24 protein-coding genes are annotated in these 23089 nt (G+C 45.8%); 11 read left to right on the top strand and 13 right to left on the bottom strand.

The genetic code is table 11. The features are described 5' to 3' along the window. Positions 1–19 precede the first annotated feature (19 nt). The 3 genes from LQ247_RS07185 to LQ247_RS07175 are packed head-to-tail and all read left to right on the top strand — an operon-like array spanning position 20 to position 2897. The gene (locus LQ247_RS07185; protein WP_231005811.1) at positions 20–712 is read left to right on the top strand and encodes a class I SAM-dependent methyltransferase; all 693 of its coding nucleotides are present in this window, start codon (positions 20–22) and stop codon (positions 710–712) included. Beyond that, positions 709–1824 carry a saccharopine dehydrogenase family protein gene (locus tag LQ247_RS07180; RefSeq protein ID WP_231005810.1) on the top strand — a complete coding sequence of 372 codons (1116 nt, stop codon included), beginning with the start codon at positions 709–711 and terminating at the stop codon, positions 1822–1824. The genes LQ247_RS07185 and LQ247_RS07180 overlap by 4 nt, the downstream gene beginning before the upstream one ends. Positions 1825–1841: 17 nt before the next feature. Further along, positions 1842–2897: an iron-containing alcohol dehydrogenase family protein gene (locus LQ247_RS07175; RefSeq protein ID WP_144498640.1), complete on the top strand. Its 1056-nt coding sequence runs from the start codon at positions 1842–1844 to the stop codon at positions 2895–2897. A gap of 50 nt (positions 2898–2947) precedes the next feature. Here LQ247_RS07175 and LQ247_RS07170 read toward each other — a convergent pair whose 3' ends face one another. Further along, on the bottom strand, positions 2948–3715 hold the full coding sequence (locus LQ247_RS07170; RefSeq protein WP_020449972.1) for a SurA N-terminal domain-containing protein: 768 nt from the start codon (positions 3713–3715) through the stop codon (positions 2948–2950). A gap of 154 nt (positions 3716–3869) precedes the next feature. Beyond that, on the bottom strand, positions 3870–4634 hold the full coding sequence (locus LQ247_RS07165) for a sulfotransferase family 2 domain-containing protein (RefSeq protein WP_231005809.1): 765 nt from the start codon (positions 4632–4634) through the stop codon (positions 3870–3872). 342 nt (positions 4635–4976) lie between these two features. Between LQ247_RS07165 and LQ247_RS07160 the strand changes: the two genes are divergently transcribed. Then, a complete protein-coding gene (locus LQ247_RS07160; protein WP_231005808.1) occupies positions 4977–5864 on the top strand; it encodes a Vgb family protein in 888 nt (295 codons plus the stop codon). A 33-nt stretch (positions 5865–5897) separates the two neighbouring features. Here LQ247_RS07160 and LQ247_RS07155 read toward each other — a convergent pair whose 3' ends face one another. The 3 genes from LQ247_RS07155 to mmuM are packed head-to-tail and all read right to left on the bottom strand — an operon-like array spanning position 5898 to position 8706. Then, positions 5898–6278, bottom strand: coding sequence for a DUF2512 family protein (locus LQ247_RS07155; protein ID WP_025810846.1), 381 nt, complete (start codon positions 6276–6278; stop codon positions 5898–5900). Positions 6279–6304: 26 nt separating this feature from the next. Then, entirely contained in the window at positions 6305–7759 is a 1455-nt protein-coding gene (gene mmuP, locus LQ247_RS07150) for an S-methylmethionine permease (protein ID WP_020449975.1), read from the bottom strand. Further along, a complete protein-coding gene (gene mmuM / locus LQ247_RS07145; protein ID WP_023857745.1) occupies positions 7759–8706 on the bottom strand; it encodes a homocysteine S-methyltransferase in 948 nt (315 codons plus the stop codon). Before mmuM ends, mmuP begins: the two co-directional genes overlap by 1 nt. Before the next feature lie 211 nt (positions 8707–8917). Between mmuM and chbG the strand changes: the two genes are divergently transcribed. The 3 genes from chbG (at position 8918) to LQ247_RS07130 (ending at position 11943) form a co-directional block, all read left to right on the top strand. Then, positions 8918–9658: a chitin disaccharide deacetylase gene (gene chbG / locus LQ247_RS07140; protein WP_101561665.1), complete on the top strand. Its 741-nt coding sequence runs from the start codon at positions 8918–8920 to the stop codon at positions 9656–9658. Between the two features lie 13 nt (positions 9659–9671). Further along, positions 9672–11045: a PTS transporter subunit EIIC gene (locus LQ247_RS07135; protein ID WP_101561664.1), complete on the top strand. Its 1374-nt coding sequence runs from the start codon at positions 9672–9674 to the stop codon at positions 11043–11045. 121 nt (positions 11046–11166) lie between these two features. Continuing rightward, positions 11167–11943, top strand: a complete 777-nt coding sequence (locus tag LQ247_RS07130; RefSeq protein ID WP_144498636.1) for a MerR family transcriptional regulator — start codon at positions 11167–11169, stop codon at positions 11941–11943. A gap of 18 nt (positions 11944–11961) precedes the next feature. Here LQ247_RS07130 and LQ247_RS07125 read toward each other — a convergent pair whose 3' ends face one another. Then, the gene (locus LQ247_RS07125) at positions 11962–12684 is read right to left on the bottom strand and encodes a DUF421 domain-containing protein (protein WP_026580456.1); all 723 of its coding nucleotides are present in this window, start codon (positions 12682–12684) and stop codon (positions 11962–11964) included. After that, complete coding sequence (locus LQ247_RS07120; RefSeq protein WP_023857749.1) at positions 12672–13382, bottom strand: gamma carbonic anhydrase family protein; 711 nt, start codon at positions 13380–13382, stop codon at positions 12672–12674. The genes LQ247_RS07125 and LQ247_RS07120 overlap by 13 nt, the downstream gene beginning before the upstream one ends. A gap of 259 nt (positions 13383–13641) precedes the next feature. Here LQ247_RS07120 and LQ247_RS07115 point away from each other — a divergent pair, with 259 nt between their 5' ends. Both LQ247_RS07115 and LQ247_RS22025 read left to right on the top strand, forming a co-directional pair. After that, on the top strand, positions 13642–13860 hold the full coding sequence (locus LQ247_RS07115; protein WP_101561661.1) for a hypothetical protein: 219 nt from the start codon (positions 13642–13644) through the stop codon (positions 13858–13860). An 86-nt stretch (positions 13861–13946) separates the two neighbouring features. After that, on the top strand, positions 13947–14081 hold the full coding sequence (locus LQ247_RS22025; protein ID WP_257878920.1) for a hypothetical protein: 135 nt from the start codon (positions 13947–13949) through the stop codon (positions 14079–14081). 220 nt (positions 14082–14301) lie between these two features. On the opposite strand, the gene LQ247_RS07110 is transcribed toward LQ247_RS22025, so the two are convergent. From LQ247_RS07110 to LQ247_RS07100, 3 genes are all read right to left on the bottom strand, one after another. Next, positions 14302–14700 carry a ribosomal maturation YjgA family protein gene (locus LQ247_RS07110; protein ID WP_023857752.1) on the bottom strand — a complete coding sequence of 133 codons (399 nt, stop codon included), beginning with the start codon at positions 14698–14700 and terminating at the stop codon, positions 14302–14304. Between the two features lie 132 nt (positions 14701–14832). After that, positions 14833–16263, bottom strand: a complete 1431-nt coding sequence (locus LQ247_RS07105; protein WP_020449985.1) for an alanine/glycine:cation symporter family protein — start codon at positions 16261–16263, stop codon at positions 14833–14835. Between the two features lie 23 nt (positions 16264–16286). Next, entirely contained in the window at positions 16287–17270 is a 984-nt protein-coding gene (locus LQ247_RS07100; protein WP_231005807.1) for a glutaminase, read from the bottom strand. Positions 17271–17658: 388 nt separating this feature from the next. On the opposite strand from LQ247_RS07100, the gene LQ247_RS07095 reads away from it, so the two are divergent. Further along, the gene (locus tag LQ247_RS07095) at positions 17659–18987 is read left to right on the top strand and encodes a sensor histidine kinase (RefSeq protein ID WP_025810837.1); all 1329 of its coding nucleotides are present in this window, start codon (positions 17659–17661) and stop codon (positions 18985–18987) included. A 6-nt stretch (positions 18988–18993) separates the two neighbouring features. After that, on the top strand, positions 18994–19929 hold the full coding sequence (locus LQ247_RS07090) for a DNA-binding domain-containing protein (protein WP_020449988.1): 936 nt from the start codon (positions 18994–18996) through the stop codon (positions 19927–19929). A gap of 42 nt (positions 19930–19971) precedes the next feature. Here the strand turns inward: LQ247_RS07090 and LQ247_RS07085 are convergent, their stop codons facing one another. The 3 genes from LQ247_RS07085 to LQ247_RS07075 all read right to left on the bottom strand — a co-directional run bounded on the left by LQ247_RS07085 (position 19972) and on the right by LQ247_RS07075 (position 22795). Then, positions 19972–20508 carry a GNAT family N-acetyltransferase gene (locus LQ247_RS07085; RefSeq protein WP_020449989.1) on the bottom strand — a complete coding sequence of 179 codons (537 nt, stop codon included), beginning with the start codon at positions 20506–20508 and terminating at the stop codon, positions 19972–19974. Positions 20509–20601: 93 nt separating this feature from the next. Continuing rightward, positions 20602–22407 carry a BlaR1 family beta-lactam sensor/signal transducer gene (locus LQ247_RS07080; RefSeq protein WP_075212974.1) on the bottom strand — a complete coding sequence of 602 codons (1806 nt, stop codon included), beginning with the start codon at positions 22405–22407 and terminating at the stop codon, positions 20602–20604. Position 22408: 1 nt separating this feature from the next. Next, positions 22409–22795 (bottom strand): BlaI/MecI/CopY family transcriptional regulator, encoded by a 387-nt coding sequence (locus tag LQ247_RS07075; protein ID WP_020449991.1) that lies wholly within the window; start codon positions 22793–22795, stop codon positions 22409–22411. Positions 22796–23089: the final 294 nt, after the last annotated feature.

Here is a 23089-nt window from a genome sequence, read left to right as displayed (position 1 = left end):
AAAAGGAGAACGGCTTGTCATGAACATGGACTGGAATCATCCTGATGTCTATCAATACGAAAAGAAAATCCCTTTAAAAATCCCATGCTATGAAATGCTCTACGATATGATGGATCGCTTGTTGACGGTCCGGCTTTCTGAAGATGCGGCTAATGTGATGGTCGTCGGGGCCGGAGGCGGGCAGGAGCTCGTGACGCTTGCAAAAAGACACCCGAATTGGTCATTTACAGGAGTCGATCCGTCTGCCAGCATGCTCGGTTTGGCGAGAAAAAGGCTGGAGCTCGCCGGAATTCAGCTTCAAGCCGATCTGATTGAAGGAGAAGTACAGCAGCTTGAGTGCAGATTTCAATATGATGCTGCGACATGCATGCTTGTGCTTCACTTTGTCCGCCATAAGCTTGAATTTTTGCAGCAGATCGCCTCAAGATTGGCGGATGGCGCTCCATTTTTCATTGCGGCCATTCAAGGCGACATGACGTCAGAGACATTCAAGTGGCAGATGTGTGCCTGGAAGGAGCATATGCTGGCAGGCGGGATTTCTGAACAGGAATGGGAGAGCTTTTCCGCTTCAATCGGCAGCCGCTCTCATCCGGTGCCGGCTTCAGAGGTGGAGGATCTGCTCGGCAAAGCAGGCTTTACAAACGCAACGAGATTTTTCAGCGCTTATGTAATCGACGGCTGGTTTGCTGTGAAAGGAGGCGGCAAACAATGAAGAAACATATTGTCGTGATCGGCGGGTACGGTCATGTCGGCGCCCAAATCTGCCGGAGTCTCGGGGGAAAATATCCGGGCCGTGTGTATGCTGCCGGAAGAAACCTGGATCACGCCGAGCGTTTTAGTCAGGAAACGGGCGGCCAAGTGAAGCCGATGCGTTTCAACAGAGATGCACCGGCTGACTGGGATTGGCTCAAGACGACGAAGCTGGTGATCGTGTGCATCGATCAGGAAAACACTGAGTTGGCAGAGGCTTGTCTGGCGAGCGGCACGGATTATATCGACATTACGGCGAACGGTTCATTTTTGGCTCAGCTTGAACAGCTGAATGACAAAGCATGCCGCGACACGGGATTATTAAGCGTCGGCCTGGCTCCGGGGCTTACCAATTTACTTGCGCAGAAAGCCGCCCAGTCTCTCGATGAAACGAGCCGGATTGATATTGCGATTATGCTCGGTTTAGGTGACAGCCACGGACAAGCGGCCATCGAGTGGACAGTTGATCATCTGAATACGGTGTATGATGTGAAAGAAAATGGACGCTTGATGGAAGTCAGCAGTTTTACAGACTGCCGGCGGACAAACTTCGGCGGGCGATTGGGGCGCCGGACAGCGTACCGGTTTCCTTTTTCCGATCAGGTGACATTGCCAGGCACATTAGCCGTCCCTTCTGTTTCTACCCGGCTTTGCTTTGATTCAAGGCCTGCCACTGTGCTGATTGCGGCCATGCAAAAAATCGGCGCAGTCAAGCTCTTAAACAATAAGGGAATTCGAAATCTGGCGGTCCGTATGCTGGGGGCGCTCAACATCGGATCAGCGCATTACGCGGTAAAGGTGGATGCTGAAGGATTGAAAAACGGCCGGAGCGCCGGGACAGGCATCGCGCTGTTCGGCGAAAATGAATCATTCATTACCGCACAGACAGCCGCTGCAGCCGCGTCAGCTTTGTATACCGGAAGCTTTCCGCACGGAATATTTCATTTGGAACAGCTGTTTGAGCTTGAATGGGAAGGAAGAGAGTCTTGCTTAATTCAGAAAGAAACCGGTGACCGGTTTGTGATATCGTTTGACATCTTGTTAGAAAGTGAGATGATAAATATTAGAAAATAATAGAAGGAGTGGGAAATATGCAGCCTGAAGATATTGTCAGAAGCGGTCCGAACCAGTACGTTTGCAGAGAGGGGATCGCGAAAGAACTGCCGTCATTTGCGAATGCATTCGAACGGCCCGTCATCATTACTGGAGTCAAATCGTTTAAAGCTTTTACGAGTTATACGACGCCTCCAAACAATTGGAAAGTCGTTCAGCATACGGGCTGCAGTTCCCTAAATAAGATTAAAAAAGCAGCAGAAGCAGCAGAATCGGCAGATGTCATCATCGGGATAGGCGGGGGAACCGTCTTAGATACGGCGAAGGCAGCCGCCGATTTGTTGAACATTGAAGTCATGATGATTCCGACGATCCCGGGAACATGCGCGGCAAGCACGCCGTTAAGCGTGATCTATGATGATGACGGCAACTTTTCGGGCGTCCAATACCATAAGCGCTCAAGCTATTTGACGCTGGTCGATCCGCTGCTTCTCCTTTCTTCGCCGGTCGCTTATGTGAAAAGCGGAATCGGTGATACGCTTGCGAAATGGTATGAGGCCGAAGCGATCATCAGAAATACGGCCGATTCGCTTTCCATCATGGTTCAGACAGGGCTGAGACAGTCTGTCTATATTCGGGATATTTTGTTGACAGAAAGTCTGAAAGCCATAGAAAGTCTTGAAAAAGGCGAAACCTCCTCATCTTTCGCAAATGTCCTCGAAGCGGTTATCGCGCTGGCTGGCACAGTAGGCGGATATGCGGGACGCTATGGCAGAATGGCCGGAGCCCATGCCATTCACAACGGCTTAACGTTCATCCCCGAAACCCATCGTGTGCTGCATGGCCAAAAGGTAGCCTACGGGATACTCGTGCAGCTTGCTTTAGAAGGACGGACAGATGAAATTGCCGAACTGATTCCCTTTTATGAAGGGCTCGGTTTTCCGAAAAGACTTAGCGATTTAGGCATTTTAGAAAACGTTGAAGAGGCAAAACGGACCGTTGCCGCTCATGCCGTGCGTCCGGATGAATCTTTATGTCTGATGGGATCTTTTCATGAAGCTGATGTGATGGCGGCGATAGAGTCGCTTGAATAAACCTGATAAATAAAACGAGTCAGCCATCCTGTAACGGATGGCTGACTTTGTTAAATTTCCACTTTCACATCGGCGCTTTTTTTCAGTTTTTCAACCTGCTGTCCGAGTTTTTCCTGTCTTTTTTGCTGTTTGAGCATGTCTTGGATTTGTTTCTTGACATCGTCAAACGCAGGTGTGTTTTTCTGTCCGCTGTCTTTTTGCTGTGCGGCAAATTGATCATAGTAATCTTTGATTTCTTTGTCTGTGACCTGATCTGCCGGCAGTTCTTTGTCAATATATTTTTCTGTTTTGATATTGTCGGCAATGTCACTTTTCAGCGTGTTCATGTTTAAGCCGGCTTTCTTGACAGCTTCCTCAAAATCTTGTTCATTTTTATACTGCTTTTTGCTTTCGTCCAGCTGTTTTTCAATTTCTTTCTCAGATGCTTTGTAGCCTTTTTTGTCCGCTTCTTGGGTAATTAAAGCCTGTCCGACCAGGCTGTCGATGGCCTGCTTTTTGATTTGCTGTGCCGCATCTTTTGAAGTCGGATCCTGTCCTGTTTGCTGATACTGCATTTGTGCGGTTGATAATACGCTGTTATAGTCCTTGCCTGTGATCTTTTCATCGTTAACGACAGCCACTGTTTTTGTATCATCGACTTTTTGCTGATCAAGCTTTTTCTGCATGGCTTTCATTTGCTTTTCTTGATCCTGCTGTCCGCTTTGGGCTGTTTTTTCTTGATTGTTTGCCTTGGATTGCTGATCATCATGATTTGAAGTGCAGGCGCCCAATACGACAGCCAATAATCCAATCATGAGAGATGATATGCCTTTTTTCATAATATATCTCCTTTCTTCAAACAGAAGTGATTCTTAAAATGACCTTTAGTGGGCATTCTAAACGATCGTCTCTGAAAAAGAAACCATTTGGAATCAATTTTCCAAAATGTAATCGAATTGAAAGGAGATCGTAATGTGATGGCCGAGTTCCGGTTTACTTGATATGTTTCGGATCAAAGCCGTAGACTTCGAAGTCCTTCGCAAAAATCTCCTGCACCAGCTCTTTTGTTTCGTCATTGTAAAAGCTCTCAAAAGTCGGTAACACCCAGTCGAAGGATGACATGGTGAAAACGGTGTCCGCGAATTTTCCTTTTTTGAGCATAGTATCGGAAAGATGGTGCGGTGATTTCGACAGCTGTGATATCGGAGATTTCAATAATTTGTATTTGTTTTCAATCTCTCTGATTTGCGCGCTGAATTGCTCGAGGTAAATATAATTGGTGACAAACTCTTCTTCTCCTTCGAGATACTGAGGACCAAGGTGCCGGTCAATGGCGCTGATTTCCGGCCCCAAATCTTTTAAATGATGCAAGAATTGGGTGAAAGACAGCCCTGTATTCATGTTACTGTTGAACAGACAGATAAAATTCGGGGAGCAAATTGCCGCCAGAAAGGAACTGACTGCTCTCCGGAAAGGGTTGCGCACAAGCTTGTAAGTGTCCTTTTTTCCCTCTTTTAATTCTGCCAGAAGATCCTTCACATAATCCGGCTGCTGCGTATAGATCGTATTTCTGTAGTGATGAACCTTCCCCGCGCATCTTCGGCCAACATCTTCAAGCAGTCCGTTTTGGAAAAAGAACCAGCGATTCAGCGTCGTGCAGCCGCTTTTTGGAATCCAGAACAGAATGATCGGAAAATCTTTCGCAAAAAGAGGGGTATAAAGGTAAATCAAGCGATTCAGTCTCTCATCTTCAAACATGCAGAACACATCCACTTCTTTCTTTGTTTTGGTCCGCCTGAGACAGCGGTTGCCTTTATACACAAAGTATGCCGTCACCAATGAATTGATAGGGCGATAATATGAATATATTTCAAAATGATAAGATCTGGAAGATGGTTCCTTATTGAACCATATATAGAAAAATAAGTTTATGCTTTAAAACAATCTTATGATACTAGAGCATGCCTGTACAGTTTATATTTAATGGAACTTTCTGTTTCACTGCATGCTCCGCCTGAGGTAACATGAAAATGAGAAATGCCTGGGAGCGTTCTGAAAGATCAGATGCTCAAGGAAAATGGAATAAAGGGAGGGGCGCTCATGCAGATTCGCATGACTGAATATCATGTTCCCAACCCCGAGTCGGGGCCGTACGGGATCGCCGTATGTGCAAACGGGCGCATTTGGTTTACTGAACAAAAGGGAAACCGGATTGGTATGCTCACAGAGTCTGGAGATATTACCGAATATACGATTCCGACGAAGAGCGCAGGCGCCTCGATTATTACTCCCGGGATTAGCGGTGAGCTATGGTTTACGGAGTATAAAGCGGGGAAAATCGGAAAAATGACGCCTCAAGGGGAAATAACCGAGTATGCCCTTCCTCCAGGTACTGCCCCGTTTGGGATCGCCGTAGGCTGTGACGATGCCATGTGGTATACCGATATGGCCGGACATCAAATCGGCAGGCTGTCATCTTCAGGCGAAATAACTGAATATAAACTGCCCAAACCGGGAGCCTTCCCGTCATTTATTACAAGGGGAGCAGACGATGCACTCTGGTTTACACAAAATCAAAGCGGCTCCATCGGGCGAATAACGGCAGATGGAGACATCAGCGAGTATCCGCTTCCTGGAGAACAATCCGGACCGGTCGGAATCACTGCAGGCCCGGACGGAGCTTTGTGGTTTACAGAAATAAACGGAAATCAAATTGGGAGAATTGCGGTCTCAGGGAAGATCAGCGAATACCCGCTTCCGACACCCAATGCCCGCCCGCACGCGATTACCGCCGGCGGCGATGGTGCCCTGTGGTTTACGGAATGGGGTGCGGGTCAAATCGGCCGCATTACAGTCAACGGGGATATTACGGAATATCCAATTCCGACGGCCGAGTCTGAACCGCACGGGATAGCGGCCGGACCAGCCCAATCGATCTGGTTTGCAGAAGAGTGCGGCCGTATTGGGAAAATCTTTATTCTTGATTAAAAAACGTCCAGTTTTCTGGACGTTTTTTATATATTATTCCGTTCTCGTTTCCATTCTGCGGTTGGGAGAGCCAAGGCCTTTATTCATCAAGTAAAAATGGAAAATGTATTCACCGATTGCCATAGCGACTGCTGCAAAAAACGCGGCCAATGCAGCGGTGTTTGCAGCCGTTCCCGTCGCAAGAGCCATCAGCCAAACGACAAGAAAAGCGACGCCTAAATCGGCTAAAGTGGCTGTGATGTTATTGGTCTTCGGCAAAATAAACAAATCACCCAGCAAATAGGATACCGCGCCAAGAACAATTGTGATGAAGAGGGTGTTTTCAAAACTGAAACTAAACCCGAGCCCGAGAACAAGGTACAGTATCACAATTGTCATGATGCCTTTAATGGCAAGGGCTTTCACATGTTCCATAACAATTCGCTCCTTTATACGAGATTTTAGTTTTTCTTTTCCTCGTATTCAGAAAACGAAACATGCAAACTTGCTTTTTTAACGGGCTCAGACATTTTTCCGCCATTCTTTCTGTTTCTTGCATAGTAGATGATATAGCATAACGCCATAAATGGAACACCGCAAAAAAGGGCGATTCTTTGGTTCGGATCAAAGGCAATGCCGATGCAGGATGCCAGACATAATAGAAAAGCGGCAATCGGTACTGCCGGATAAAACGGTGTCCGGTATTTTAAGCCGTCTGCGGTGTTTCCTTCAGCCAAAAAGCGTCTGCGGAACATGAACTGCGAGGCTGCAATGCTCATCCAGACGGCAACAACGGCAAAGCCTGAAATTGATACAAGAACGATATAGACGGAATCAGGTGCAAAAACACTGGAGAGCAGCGACAGAATGCCGCCGATCATACTGAAAATCAGCGCGTTCAACGGAATTCCCCGTGAAGTCAGCTTTTGAAAAACGGGGTGTAACGTTTTTTCTTTTGACAGTGACCAGAGCATCCGGGAGCAAGCATATAAGCCTGAGTTGGCCGCGGAAAGCAGAGCCGTCAGAATCACAAAATTCATAATGTCGGCCGCGTATGGAACACCGATACGGTCAAAAACGACGACGAACGGGCTTTTGATCACACCGGCTTCTTTGACCGGAATGAGGCATGAGAGCACGAAAATCGTTCCGATGAAGAAAAGCACCAGTCTCCAGAGTGTTGTCTTGATCGCTTTTGGAATGTTCTTTTCCGGTTCGGCGCTTTCTCCGGCGGCAATCCCGATCAGCTCCGTACCCGAAAACGCAAAATTCACGGAGAGCATCGCCATAAAAATTGGAAGGAAACCGTTCGGAAAGAGCCCGCCTTCTCCTGCAAAGTTTGAAAGAAGCGGTGCGGAATCTGTATTTTGTAGCGGGATGATGCCGAATATCGCCGCTCCGCCTAAAATAATAAACAATATAATGGCAAGCACTTTAATGCTCGAAAACCAAAATTCGGACTCGGCAAAAAATCTCACTGAGACAGCATTGAACACGAAAATCAGTGCAGCGAAAACCGCGCTCCACATCCACACCGAAGTATCGGGGAACCAGCGCTGCATTAATAACCCGGCAGCGGTAAATTCCGAACCCAGCGCGACAGCCCAGGTCAGCCAGTAAAGCCAGGCGACGGTGAATCCGGTGCCCGGCCCGATGAATTTAGAGGCATACATATGAAACGATCCGGTGACAGGCATGGCGACCGATAATTCGCCGAGGCAGAGCATGACAAGGTAGACGATCAGAGCCCCGACTAAGTAGGCTAAAATCGTTCCGGCAGGACCCGCCTGTGAGATCGTATAGCCGGAACTTAAGAAAAGACCCGTGCCGATAACGCCTCCCAAGGAGAGCATGATCAGGTGTCTCGTTTGCATTTTTCTTTGAAAGTTCTGACGATTGTTGTTTGACTGTTCCATCATATCTCCAGCTTTCTCGCCCAGTCGGCGACGGCTTTTATGTCTTCAGGTGTTGTTCTGCAGCAGCCGCCGATCAGCTGTGCTCCTTGGTTGTACCAGCTGCGGGCGCTTTCTCCGAAGGAAGCTTTGCATGCCGCACCATGCCATGTTTTTGTCTCCGGATCATACTGTTCACCGGAATTCGGATAGACGATAATCGGTTTAGCTGTATGCTTTTTGATGCCGCCAATGAGCGAAGAGACATGCTCCAGCCGCGTACAGTTTACGCCAACTGCCGCAACCTGGTCATGCTGATCGAGCCATTTCGCGCATTCGCCGGCTTTCGTGCCGTCGCTGATATGACGTCCGTCTTTAGCGCTGAAACTGATCCACGCATGTGTGTCAGGGAATTCTTTCAATAAATGAACGATTGCTTTTGCTTCTGAAAGGCACGGTATTGTTTCACAGGCTAACATATCGGCGCCTGCATCGATTAAAGCGGCCATTCGCTGCCTGTGAAAATCGGCCAATTCGTCTTCTGTGACGTCATAATCCCCCCGATATTCGGAACCATCCGCTAAAAAAGCGCCGTAAGGGCCTACTGAAGCGGCTACAAACGGTTTGGGCCGGCCTTTGCGGTTTTCCGGAACCGCCCAAAATTCATCGCGTGCTTCTACAGCAAGACGTACAGACTCCCGGATAAGGTGGAGCGCTTCTTGTTCACTGAGGCCGCGTTTTGTGAAACCTTCAACCGTCGACTGATAGCTGGCTGTCATCGCGCAATCGGCGCCCGCACGGAAATAATCCAGATGCACTTGTTTGATAAGCTCGGGGTTTTCGATGAGCATTTTTGCAGACCACAGGCTGTCGTTCAAATCACAGCCGTACCGTTCAAGCTCGGTGGCCATCGCGCCGTCAAGTGTGATGATAGGAAATTGTTCTAAAATCGATTGGATCGGATTGGTCATCTCATTGTTGAGGATCTGTCGTTTGAGACCCCGGCCTCCTTTTTTAGAGTTTTTAAAAATATATGAAAAATAGTTTAAAAGACTTCAGTAGCTTTTGTCAATCTACCAAAAATCAGTTTTTACTAGTAGCTTTTGTCGTTTTCTATTTAGGGTAAAACGGTACGTCTCCGCATATTTTTTTAAAAAAAGACTGATAAGGAGTATTGGATGGATGAAAAAACTGATTATCAATGCTGATGATTTTGGATATTCAAGAGGCGTGAACTATGGAATTATTGATGCCTATAAGCTGGGGATTTTAACATCAGCGACGTTCATGACAAATATGCCGGGCGCAGGTCATGCGGCGCGGCTGGCTCGCGAATCGCCCGGGCTCGGGATCGGCGTACATTTGGTGCTGACCTGCGGAAGACCGCTTTTGTCTGATCACCGGACGATCGTCGATGCAAAGGGGAATTTTCGCAATCTCGCATTTTATCAAGGTGCTTTTACAATTGATACTGATGAAGTATACCGCGAGTGGAAAGCGCAGATTGAAACATGCATCAACAAGGGCTTGGAACCCGATCATTTGGACAGCCACCATCATATCAACGCTTCCCCGGGCATCTCAGACGCATTTTTGACGCTCGCCAAAGAGTACCGTTTGCCTGTCAGGCGCAATATGGAGAGTGCTGTGATCACGGAAAAAGGAGTGAAAACAACAGACTTTTTTTCACCTGTCCTCGAAGCGGCTTTAAAGGATGAAGAAGCCGTCTCTGAACTGTTTGAAGAGCATGATACTGTGGAGGTCATGACCCACCCGGCATACCTCGATAAGGAGCTTTTGACGAACTCTTCTTATACTTATCCGAGAGTCGATGAACTTGAATTTTTAACCGATCCGGACGTTGTCATCCGTTTGAATAAGCTTACTGATGTCCAGCTCGTATCATTTAGGAATTTGACATAAGGAGAATGCCGGAATGAAACATATTTTTCAGCTGCTGGGAAAGTCTTTGCTGATTCCGATTACCGTTCTTCCGATCGCCGGCCTGCTGCTGCGTCTTTCTGCGGAAGATATGCTGAATATACCGCTTTTTCAAGCGTCAGGCGTGATATTGAACAATATGGATGTCCTGATCGCAATCGGCATCGCCATGGGCTTTGCCCGTTCAAAAGATAAAGGAATTCCTGCGCTGACAGGATATTTGGCGATAACCGTATTAAAAGAGGGGCTCGGCATCTTGAATCCTGATCTTGATATGAGCGTCTTCGGCGGGGTGCTCGCCGGCCTGATGGCGGCTTTCATTTATAACCGGTTTCAACATACGAAACTGCCAAGCATGTTTTCATTTTTTGGCGGAGAGAAGTTTCCGATTACGATGATCGTATTGGTGACGATTCCGGTGGCAGGCTTTTTTTCAATCGTCTGGCCTTATGCAGAAGCGGCGATCGACACTTTTAGCCAGTCGCTTGTAGGTCTTGGCGCTTTCGGGGTGTTTGTATTCGGATTTCTGAATCGGTTTTTGCTGCCGTTCGGCCTTCACCATGTCATGAATACGTATATTTATTTTGGGCTTGGGCGCTATGAGACGGCATCCGGCGAAGCGGTGACAGGGGAAATTACGCGGTTTTTGAATGGAGACCCGACAGCCGGCTACTTTCTCGGCGGCTTTTTTATCACGATGATGTTTGGCATTCCGGCGATCGCTTTGGCAATCGCGCATGCAGCCAGAACGAGAAAAAAGGAAACGAAAGCGCTCATGTCTTCAGGAGCAGCCACATCACTGATCACCGGGATTACGGAACCAGTTGAATTCACGTTTTTATTTACTTCGCCTTTATTGTACTTTCTTCACTCGGTCTATACGGGACTTGCCGGAGCGGTGCTCTGTTTGCTTGGGATTCGTCACGGCTTCTCATGGGGAGCAGGCGCAATCGATTATTTGCTGAACCTTAATTTATCAGACGGCGGATTATGGATCATACCCGTCGGCCTTGCCTTTTTTGCTCTCTATTATGTTACGTTTTACTTTGTGATTATAAAGCGAAACATTCCGGTGATCGGAAGGGAACAGGAAACACCTGAAGGAAACCGGCTGCATCAGTCTATGGCTGCAGGCATTCTTAAGCATATCGGCGGCCGTGAGAATGTCGTGACTTGCGAAAACTGTATAACCCGTTTGCGAATGAAATTAAAAGACACGTCCTTGGCGGATGAAGCGCAATTAAAGCAATTAGGAGCGCACGGTGTGGTCAAAATTGACCAGCATCATATCCAGATTGTGATCGGAACGGATGCTGGGAATGTGAAAAAAGATTTGCAGAACTTAATCGGGGAGACTCCGCCGGATTAAAAACTGGAGTTGATTGTCCCGTACCTTTTGGAAAAATCACGAGTCTGCGAAAAATAAGCTTGCACCTCCAGCAGCGTGAGGCGTTATGATAGGAATAAATCGTCAGTTGGAGGGGATTTTTATGGAAAATGACGGATATTATTCAATCGGTGTTTTTTCAGAAATGACAGGGACATCCATTCGGACGCTCCATTATTACGATGAAATCGGCCTGTTGAAGCCTGAAAAACAGCCGGGAACAGGCCGCCGTTTCTACACAGACAGAGATGCGAGAGAGTTGCAGAAAATCACATGTTTTAAGTTTCTCGGGTACAGTCTTGAACAAATTCGCGCTTTCATGAAGGATGCATGCTTTGATGCCGGCCTGATTGAGGCGCTGCAGGAGCAGAAAAAGGTGCTGGAGGAGAAAAAGGAACATATTGAAACAGGGCTGAAAGCGATAAACAGGACAATCGGTCTTCTGGAGGAGGAAGAGGAAATCGACAGTTCTGTTTTCATGAGCCTGCTGAACAGCATCCAGACTGAGAAGGAGCAGCGCATATGGCTTGAACAGCAGGTGTCCAAACGTTTTGCCGATGATGTATTCGGCAAATCAGAAGATGAGATGGCCAAATTGGATCAAGAGTATGTTCGTTTATCTAAGGTAGCCAAGCGGCTCATGGGAAAACCGGTTGATGACCCCGAAGTGCAGGAAATGGCGGACCGATATATGAAGACGAGTTTGGAATTTGTCGGAGAGGGCGTGCTGTCGGCTTTAGGACAGATGGAGACAATCGAATCGCAGCAGCTGGCAGAGAAGTTTTCTTCACCTTTTACAAAAGAAGAGGATGAGTGGCTGCAGCAGGTGTTCGAATATTACATGATTCACAACGATTTCTGTCCCGAAAACGGCCGATGAAAAAATCCGCCGGAGCTTTTAATGCAAAAGCTCCGGCTCAATTTTCGCCGTTTCATTATCAAGTGAAACATGCAGTTGATGGTTTTGATTAACCGAAGCGAAAAAGATTTCATCCATTCGTTCAAGCCCTTTTTTTTTCAGCTGGTTTTTGAGCCAGCTTTCCGTTACATTCAATTGGTGAAGGACAGATGTGTACACTTTCCCTTCAATGATGACCGGATATGAAAATTCGCCGCTGCTTTTTTGAATCCCCATATCTTCAGCCGTGACTTCCATTTTATTTGGCTTTTTGTATACCGTTAAATTTCCATTCGCCTCTATAAACGCCATTTCTACGTCGCTGACATTGAAAACATCTTTTTCACGAAGCATTTGCAGAACATTATCCACCGAATATCTGATTCGTTTTAAATTGCCGACAATAAACGTTCCATTTTTGATGACGATGGTCGGTTCAAATGTAATCAGACGTCCGAGTGTTCTGTTTTTGATCATGATTTTTGAAGCGAGTCTTTGCAATAGGGCAATCGCAGCCACCGCAGCGGCGGTATGCAAATGTTCAATCCTCGGATCGGCTATGTCAGCTCCGACGACAGCCCCCAATGTAATAATGATTAAAAAATCAAATACAGGCATTTCGCCGATTGAGCGTTTTCCCATTAGCAATGTAACAGCCAATAAAAGCGGAAGGATGGTGATGATTCGCCCGTAGACAACCAAAATTTCTTTCATAGTTTCCATTTTCTCGCTTCCTTTTTATAGCCTTTTGCCAATTCAAGATTGACGGCCGTCATTTTCGAGTTGAGGTCATGATATGGATAAGAATCGCTTATTTCAGGAAGCCGGTTGGCATCCTCCTGGTTTGAAATCACACGACCCGCCGAAACAAACCGTTTTGGGGGAATTGTAACACCGATTACTGTTGCTCCCGGTTCAATCACCGTATTCTCTTGGATATAGGCATCAAAAACAAGGCTTTGCATCCCGACAAAAACATTGTTGTCAATTCTTACGGGGCCGTGAATTTGACATTGCGGGGCGAGTGATACTTTCTCGCCTATGTAAATGGAATACGATTCACGATCTTTAAAAACGGATTGTTCAGTAACAGGGCTGTTGTATTCATAGTTTTTCATACCGTGCAAGACAACTCCGTCCTGGATATTGCAATCATGGCCGATGTAGATTTTTAATCCCGTGTCTCCTCTGATCGAAGAGAAAGGCCCGATGAAAACGTTTCGCCCGATGACCACACTGCCGATGACCGAGGCGAAATGATGGATGTATGAGGACGCATCAATATCTGGAATATCAGCTTCTTGATTAAATGACGCGGTAATATTGGGGCTGACATTGTCTTGGATCAGCAGCTTTTCAAGAAACTTCCCGGCGAGTGACGAAACCGTTAACCCGAGGATGAGTTTGTTGCTTAATTTCATATGACCTGCCTCCTTTATTCAGGTAGTCTGTCTAAAAAACGGGATAATATTTATGGGCGGCGGTCTGAAACTAAAAAAGAGGATATGGGGAGATAACGGCTAATAAAGCAATGGAATAGGTTTTAGGAAGCGTTCAAGACGATTACCATTCTCATCTCTAAAAAAACAAAGGAAAGGATTCATTTAGAGGAGGAAATTTACGGTCAGCTTGCCTTGGCTGACTCCTCGACAGAGCTCTATTTTAAGGGAGGTTGAAACTTTGAATCTATCTTTGGCAGTTGCATTAGTTATATCTGTGTTTTTAAATATATTTCAGCTGGCACAACTCAAATCCAATAACCGTAAAAACGCAAACTGGAATGAGAGTACAAAAAGGCCGCTCAATCCCTTTACTTCCATTATTTGGACTTATTTCGCCATTATCATTCTTTTGATGTTGGCTGCATTAGTAACCGTTATCATACAGCTTAACGAATAATATTAGCGCTTCTCTTCTGCTGCCGGCTTTTTATTATTGCCACAGTCATAACGAAAAATGCGCAGAAATTGCAAGGAGAAAAAACGATGAAAACGGGATCGCTCGCTTTGACACACACGGAAACGATTGCCCCGAAGGGATCTATTTTAAATGAAGAGACGTTCGAATTTGAAACTCAAAAAAGATGGGCAAATCGTAAAGCATGCGGTAGAAAATCATAAGGAAGAGACAAATACCGCAGCTCCTCCTGCCAAAAAGGATAGAGACATTGGACATGTCAAAAAAAACAGGAGGCAACCCGCTGCCGAATACAGGAAATAATCGCCTGTACCGTGCTTTACTTATTGGACCCATCCTTCTTATTATCGGACTTGCTATGTTTGTTTTAAACTGTAAAAAGACTCAAAATCAAAGTGCGTAAATATTCCCCAAAAGACAGCGTTACGGCTGTCTTTTTCGTTTGCGGAACAGCACTTCGCCCACGGCACCTGCGGAAACGCCGAGCACATAAGCCAATAAATCGCTCCACAAAAATCCATAACCGAGAATGAGTCCGCCGAGCGGAACGGCTCTGATATCATCAATCCATGGAGCGTGATACAGCTGGCTGCATTCGATTAAAAAACAAAATGCGAGCGCAATCAGCGCCACTGAAGCTGTCTTCGCGTTTTTGAACAAAAAGCCTGCGCCGAAGAAAATCATCAGCGCCCACAGCGCATCCCCTAAATAGGCATTCACGATGTCCGGCAGCATATCGGCCGCCTTTCTTGAAGCAAGCCCCGCCGCCATCGCTGCGAATATCAGCGCAAGCCGGCGGATACGGCTTCTTTTCATATTCATGGCTGGACCCCTTTTCTGCCAAAGCAGGTGAAGTAAATCTTTGGAGACATGACGGATACAAGAGGAAAAACGTTTTATTATTTTGGACGGTTTAAAATGAACGAAAAAAGCCGCCGGATACGGCGGCTTGTGTTATATCGCATTTTTGCTTTCGGTTTTTTGTTCGGTGCCGGAGCGTTCCCAGCATTCGACGCCTTCATGGTTTTCAAGAACATCTTTATAAAAGACCGGATCTTTTCCAGCTTTTCGCTGTTTCACATAGTCTTTCAAGGCGGCAAATGCCACTTTTGACAGCAGGAAAATCGCGATTAAGTTGACGATGACCATCAAGCCCATGAACAAGTCGGCGAGGTCCCACACAAGCTGGACTTTTGATACCGATCCGAAGATAACCATCGCAAGCACACAGATTCTGTAAATGAAGAGCCATGCTTTGTTCGTGTGCAGGAATTCGATATTCGTTTCTCCATAGTAGTAGTTTCCGATTAAGGTGCTGAAAGAAAACAGGAACACCATAATGGCAAGAAAGCCTGAGGCCCATGCTCCGATGTGCGTGCTGAGCGATGCTTGCGTCAACTCGATTCCGCTCAGCCCCGGTTCTTGATACGCATCGGAAAACAAAATGATAAAAGCTGTGCTTGAACAAATCACCAAAGTGCTCGTGAAAACCCCTAAAGCCTGGACAAGACCCTGTTTGACAGGATGGCTCGTTGTCGCTGCGGCTGCTGCATTCGGCGCGCTGCCCATCCCGGCTTCATTCGAGAAGAGGCCGCGTTTGATTCCGTTCATCAGCGCTGCGCCGATGGCTCCGCCTGCCGCTTGTTCAAGGCCAAACGCATGACCGACAATCAAAGAGATGACGTCCGGCAGTTTCGTAATGTTCATCAGCATGACAAAAACGGCGACGCCGATATATAAGACGGCGAGAAATACGACAATATATTCGGACAGCTTGGCGATCCGTTTGATACCGCCGAAGGTAATGATGCCGAAGGCAATCGTAATGATAATCCCCAGTGTAAGACGGTCTGTGCCGAATGAGTTTTCAAAAGCGACCGTTATCGTATTGGACTGGACCGCGTTAAACACGATTCCGAAGGATAATGTAATCAAGACGGCAAACAGCGCACCCATCCAGCGTTTTTTCAAACCCTTTTCCATATAGTAAGCAGGGCCGCCGCGGAAGCCGTCTTTATCCTTTATTTTATAAATTTGCGCCAGCGTGCTTTCGACAAAGCTTGACGCCGAACCGATGATGGCGATGATCCACATCCAAAAGATAGCGCCGGGTCCGCCCAAGGCAATGGCGATCGCAATCCCCGTAATATTTCCTGTGCCTACTCTCGCGGCCATGCTAATGCAAAAAGCCTGAAAAGGAGAGATTCCGTTTTTGTCGGGTGCTCCTTCCTTTAAAACCCGGAACATGTCTTTCAGCAAGCGAACTTGAAAGAACTTCGATTTAAAAGTAAAAAACAGTCCCGAAGCCAGAAGCATAATAATTAATAGTTTTGACCAAAGAAAATCATTTGTGACAACAATGACTTCTTGAAGGAATTGCTGCATGCTTTCACCTCTTTTTTGTGATTTTAAAAAATACTGAGATCCCATTCACGGGCTATATGTTTTAACAGCATTCCGCCCGTCATGCTGTTGCCGTAATCGTCAATCGCCGGACCGTAGATGCCGATGCCGCATCCATGCCGAAAAGGCTGTTCTCTTTTCATGCTGGCAGGCACCGCGCACATGATTCCGCCGGAGACGCCGCTCTTTGCCGGAATGCCGACAAAGGCCGCGAATTTTCCTGAAGCATTGTACATGCCGCACGTCAGCATTAAAGCTTTTGTCAGCCTGGCGACATCCTTCGGGATCACCTGCTCTTGGCGGAGAGGGTGATATCCGTCATTTGCGAGAACCATGCCGATCAAGGCGATGTCTTCAGTGCTTCCTTCCATGGAGCATTGCTTCAAATAGACTTCAAGCGTTTCTTCGACGTCTGCTTCGAGGAAGCCGGTTTCCTTTAAATAATGGGCCAATGCTCTGTTCCGATGGGCGGTTTGCCACTCTGACCGAAATACTTCCTCATTGATTTCAAGCCGTTTTCCAATCATTTTTTCAATGACTTCATGAAGCGACTCCATTTTTTCCAGTGCCGATTCACCGGGTAGGATCGACGCAACGGTCAGCGCTCCGGCGTTGATCATCGGGTTAAACGGCTTTCCCGGCTTGTGCATTTCAAGGCGGATGATTGAATTGAACGCGTCTCCCGTCGGTTCTACATCAACACGGTCTAATACGTAAGAAATCCCTTTCGTCAAACACGCTGCGATAAAGCTGACCACCTTTGAGATGCTCTGGAGTGTGAATGATACGTCCCAAGTTCCTGCTTTGATCACCGTTTGATCAGAACCGATCACACAGATGCCGAGCTGGTTAGAGTCGATTTTTCCTAAAGCGGGAATGTATTCGGCGTTGCGTCCGCTTGCGGAAAAAGGACGGTAATGTTCAACCAAATCTTCAAGGCGGGATTGCCAGAAGCGGGTGTCATAGCGTTCTTCCAATACTTCATTCATCGAATTTCCTCCAATCTGACCTGTTAAAGCTTGCAGGTTTGCTGAAAAAATACGAGGCTCTAAAAAGCGGTGATTAGGGCATGGCGGCAGAAGGCAAAGGGGTATAAGCCTCTGCCGCACAAGTTGTTTTAAAGCCTGTTCTTTCCTGGGAAAAGGGGTTTGGGTTGCGCAAGGGAGTGAGTTGCGGGAAAATATAAGCGTTTTCAAATAGAGAAAATATACATTCAATTTATAATAGAACCTACATAAACCTACAAAAAGCGACAAAAATATTTAAAAAATAAGCCAATTGATTTAAAAATCAAATCGACTGTGGGTAAAATGGGAGTTGCGGAAAACGTGCGGTTAAAGTCAAAATAAAGCAACACGTTTGTAATGGAGGATCAGCATGATGGGTGGAAATTGGGGAAGCGTGATGAAGCAGGCGGCCCGGCTTGTAAAGAAAGACGGCTATATCTTAACAGTGATGATGTTAACGGTGCCGCTCGCAGGAGAGCTGAAGTTCTATCCGTTGAACGAGACCTTCCGGGTCAGCTTCGGCGTTCCAACTTTTTTCTTTCTTTTGTTGCTGCTGCGGAATGTCCCGGCTGTGCTGTCCGGCTTTTTAACGGGAGCGGCCGTCGTCGGGTTTCGGGTGCTGCTTGATGCATTCGGCCCGGGGCAGATCGATTGGTTGTCATCCTTTTATCACCATTATCCGACTTTTTTCTTTTATTTCACATATGCGTTTCTATTCTACTTGGCAAAAGTGAAGCGATTTCAATTTCGCCCGCTCTACATCGGGTTTCTGGGCTTCGGAATTGAACTGATTGCCGATGGAGCCGAACTGGTCGTTCAATATATGATGTTCGAGTCTACCGTCACCCCGGGAAAGATCCGCGACATGATGGCGATTGCTTTTTCCCACAGCTTTATTGTGCTGAGCTTTTTTAATGTCATGAAGCTGTATGAAACGCAATCGCGGGAAAAGCAGATCCGCGAACAAAATGAGCACATGTTGATGATCGTTTCAAATTTATATGAAGAAACCGTTCATTTGAAAAAGACGTTGAAGAATACTGAAGAGATTACGAACGAATCCTATCAGCTGTACAGGCTCTTAAATAGACAGAGCGATAACAATTCCTCTGTCCGGCAGATCAGCCAGAAGGTGCTGCGCCTCGCCGGTGAAATCCACGAGGTCAAAAAAGACAACCAGCGCATTTTCGCCGGGCTTTCAAAACTAATTTCGAAAGAAAGCTTCAGAGACTACATGGCGGCAGAAGATCTGGTTCGGCTTGTGACCGGCATTAATCGAAAGTATGCCGAATCGCTCGAAAAAGACATTGACTTTCATTATTCGATAGGCGGAGAACATCCAAAATACCACGTGTATACTGTATTGTCCGTGATTAATAATATTATGGCGAATGCGGTGGAAGCGATTCAAAGACAGGGCTCCATCCGCCTCAGCCTCTATAGGCGCGCCGATGACATGCTGGAATGCCGCGTGGAAGATGACGGACCGGGCATTCCAGAGAAAGTCGGGGATGTGGTGTTTGAGCCGGGATACACGTCAAAATATGATGAATTCGGAACCCCTTCAACCGGAATCGGTTTGTCTTATGTGAAGGAAACTGTCGAGGAGCTCGGGGGGAGCATTCGATTTCAGAGTGATGCAAGCGGTGTTGTGTTTACGATCAGACTTCCGGTCCAACAATTGATTCAGAAAGGGTGAAGGCCTGTGCGTTTTTTTATTGCAGATGATGACCGTGCTGTGCGATCGATTTTAAAACAAATCATTGAAGACGAAGATTTGGGAGAAGTGGCCGGAGAAGCGGAAGACGGCTGCGATTTGGAAGGCCACGTCCTGAATTTGCAGCAAATTGATATTTTGTTTGTCGATCTTTTAATGCCGCTCCGCGACGGAATTGAGACGGTTCGTCATTTGTATGGCGCTTTCTCAGGGAAAATCATCATGATTTCCCAGGTGGAATCGAAGGAAATGATCGGTGAAGCCTATTCTTTGGGGATTGAATATTATATACATAAACCGATTAACCGCATTGAAATCTTGAACGTCATTCAAAAAGTCAAGGAGCGCATCGAGCTGGAAAGGTCGATCCATGACATACAATCTTCGCTGAACCGGCTCGTGAGTCTCGGCAGCGGACGAAAAAACGGCTTTAGGGAAAAAAGCATTCAGGAAACGGGCGAATTTCTTCTTTCTGAACTCGGAATCGTCGGGGAGAGCGGGTCCCAGGATTTACTCGCCATCCTTCAGTATTTGTTTGATGATGAACAGACTTCATTATATGAAAAGGACTTTCCGCCGCTCAAACAGATTTTTCATCAGATTGCCGAGCAAAAGCTCGGGCCGGCTGCTTCACCCGTGGAGATCAACAGGGAGATTAAAGCGTCCGAGCAGCGGATACGGCGGGCGGTCAGCCATTCGCTAAACCATTTCGCATCACTCGGTTTAACAGATTTTTCAAATCCGCGGTTTGAAAGCTATGCGTCCCGTTTTTTTGACTTTACTGTCATCAGCAAAAAAATGAAAGAGCTGCAGAAAGACTCTGCCGCCGCCTTGCCGTCCGCCCGCGTCAACACGAAGAAATTTATTCAGGTTTTCTTTTTGGAAGCCAAGCGGTTGAGCGAAAGCGCCGGAAAAAGGGGTTAAAAAGAGCTTCCTCACCTTAGAGGAAGCTCTTCTGCATGCCGGTTACCCAGCGTATTCTCTTTTCAGCAGCGAAAACATGTATACGTCAATCAGTCTTCCTTTCGCTTTCTCGTAATCTCTTAGCAGTCCTTCCTTTTGAAAGGATAACGAGTTGAGGAGTTTGATTGAAGGCGTGTTTTCGGGCTCTACCTTCGCTTCGATCCGGTTGAGGTTCAAGCTTGTAAAGCCGTAGTCGATCAGCTTTTGAACAGCTTCGGAAGCAAAGCCTTTTCCCCAATGATTTCTCCCTAAGTCATAGCCGATTTCAGCTCTGCCGTTTTCCTGGTCGATCATATTAAAACCGCACGTCCCGATGACTTCATCCGTTTCTTTCACAATGATTGAAAAGCGGTTTGCCTGCCCTTCAAGGCTTAAATCATTGATCATTTGGATCATGTCCCGCGCCTGTGAGACGTCTGTAAAAGGCGTGATATTCATATATTTTGTGACTTCCGGATCTGACCAGTATTGACAGAGGACATCTGCATCTTCCAATTCCATTTTTCTCAAAGTCAATCTTTCTGTATAAAGGGTTTCCATGTTCTTGCCTCCAAGTTCCGTATTATTAGGAATGTGAAAGGACCATTCATCGATTTGCGCATCATTCATGTTCATAGAATAAAAAGTAAACTGTTATCGGGAAACGGAGGGATAAATCCCTTTTTTATCTAAAATGGAAAGTGCAATTTCGGCAGCGGAGCTTCCGGCAGCCCGTTTTTCACCTTGAATATGAACAGCAAAGAAAAAAGTATTATCGGCAGTTTCTACATACCCGATAAACCAACCGGCATGGAGTTCCCCGTTGATTACCGAGGTTCCGGTTTTACCGGATAAAACCCTGCCATTTGATTCTTCTAAACGTATCGAATCTTTCACAGTTTCAATATTAGACTGTTTAAAATCAAATTCGTTATCATAAAACTTTTTTAATATATTGACCTGTTCAAGTGGAGAAATTTGAAGAGAGCCATCCAGCCAATAATCGGCCGGGACTGAAAAATCCTCATTTCCATAATGTATAGATTTGAGATAATGACGTAAATGATCCTCCCCAATTTGCCGGTCCAATTTTTGAAAATACCATGTTGTGGAGCTGCTCATCGCAGAGAATAAATCCTGGTCTTGATTCCATTCTTTATACGGATATTGAGTCCCATCCCAAGTCATGTGAGAGTCGTTCTTCGTGATGATCCCGGATTCCAGTGCGAGCAATGCGCTAAACACCTTGTAGGTGGAAGCAGGTGCGAATCTGGAGGTGCTTTCTTTCCTATTGTATATTGTATACTTTTTCCTATTAGAATTAAACAGGACAAAGCCCCCTGAGGCTGAAAATTTATCAAAAAAAGTGCTGTAATCTTCGTATTCTACATTGGTGCCGGGTAAAAAGCGTGTTTCTTTTTGCATGGCCAATATAGACACAGAAGGAGTACCGGCTAATATGGCCCCAAGAACAAGAGTGAACACTAAGGCGCTTTTCGCCTTTAGCAAAGGTGATGCCGTCTGAAAGTTGACAACTGTAACAATCCGTCTTTTGATATGTTTGTATGAGCTGCTGAATTCAGAAGCGGCTAACAAAGACGATGTTCTTTGCTTAATTGAAGTGAATTTTAAAATCACCTCGCCATATTTGAGGTGCAACTTTTTATCAAGCGTTTTTAATACGGCAAAGTCGCAAGAAATCTCCATCTCCGTTTTCGCTTCCTTTGATAAATACCATACGAGAGGATTAAACCAATAGACGATTTTCAACAGGCAAAGAAAATAGTTGATAAGCATATCTTTTCGTTTGCAATGGTACAGTTCATGAAGCAAAACACATTTCATTTCGTCGGCTGAAAACATTGAAATATCTTTTGGCAAGATAATATATGGACGAATGACCCCAAATGTAATGGGGGATTTTATCAATGGGGAACGGCCCAAAATGACTTTTTGATGAAAGCGTATTTCCTCTTTACATGTGTGAAAAAGGGATAATAACTCTTTGTTGTTAACAATTTGCAGGTTCTTTTTTATTTTGCCGATTTTTAGATTGCTATAAAGAGTAGCCAAAAGCATAACGGCAACGCCCAATATCCAAACTGCGAAAAAGGCTGAATCTATCATTTTGGAAGACGATTGTTCAATCGACATCGAAAAGTCCTGCACCCAGTTTACATGTTGGCCGATTGCTTCTGTCGTCTTGTCTGTGGAGTGGGATTGGGATAATGCCGATTGAGCTCCTCCTAAATTCAGAATCCAGTCAAAATGATGGCTTTTTAGAAAATGAAAGGGGATAAAAGGAGCGATCAATGCCAAAAGAGAAATCACGCTAATATAATAGTGGGTGCCTACAGTGATTTGAGTCCTGAGCAGTTTTTTAATGAGTATGATGATAGAAAAAAACAGAGACAATAGAATTTGACTAACCAAAAAGGGAATAAAGAAAGAACTGCTCATTTCATTCCTTCTTTCTGTTCTTATGTTCTTCTAATATTTGATACAATTCATTAATTTCTTCACCTGACAGCTGATCATTCTCCAAAAAGTTTAATACCATCGAATTAAGAGTTCCATTGTAAAACCGGTTTAAAAAACTGTGACTCTTAACCTCTATATAATCACTTTCGTCTATATTTGGTGTGTAAACGAAAACCCGTCCTTCTTTATGGTGGTTTAAAGCGCCTTTTTTAATGAGGCGCAGCAGCATGGTTTGGATGGTTTTAGGGCTCCATGTACTGGTTTTGGATAACTCTTTAATTACCTCATTGGTATTGATCGAAGAATGCTTCCAGATGACTTTCATCACTTCTAATTCCGCATCAGAGATTTGAGGTATTTTTTTCATTTTAATCATCCTATACTTACAAATGTAATACTCTCATTATAGGTTTGCCATTTTAAGAAGTCAATTTAACTGGAGTGAACATGCAGTTTCTGCATTTTTAATTCCATCACTTCCCTCCGTTCATTTGTCCCCGGTGGAAACGAGGTCATCATTTCCTTCCGAAAAAACGGTTGCATTTAAATCTTACATATGTAATACTTTCAAAGACTACATTTGTAAGATTTGATGTTTGAGTCGGCTGAAAGATCGTACGTACCAATTATTGTTTCGTGATCGTTCAAGCCATAACACTGT

Source organism: Bacillus sp. BS3(2021), assembly GCF_021043345.1.
GTDB lineage: Bacteria > Bacillota > Bacilli > Bacillales > Bacillaceae > Bacillus > Bacillus paralicheniformis.
The sequence above is the reverse complement of the archived record's forward strand: the minus strand, read 5'-3'. Positions and strand labels throughout refer to the sequence as shown.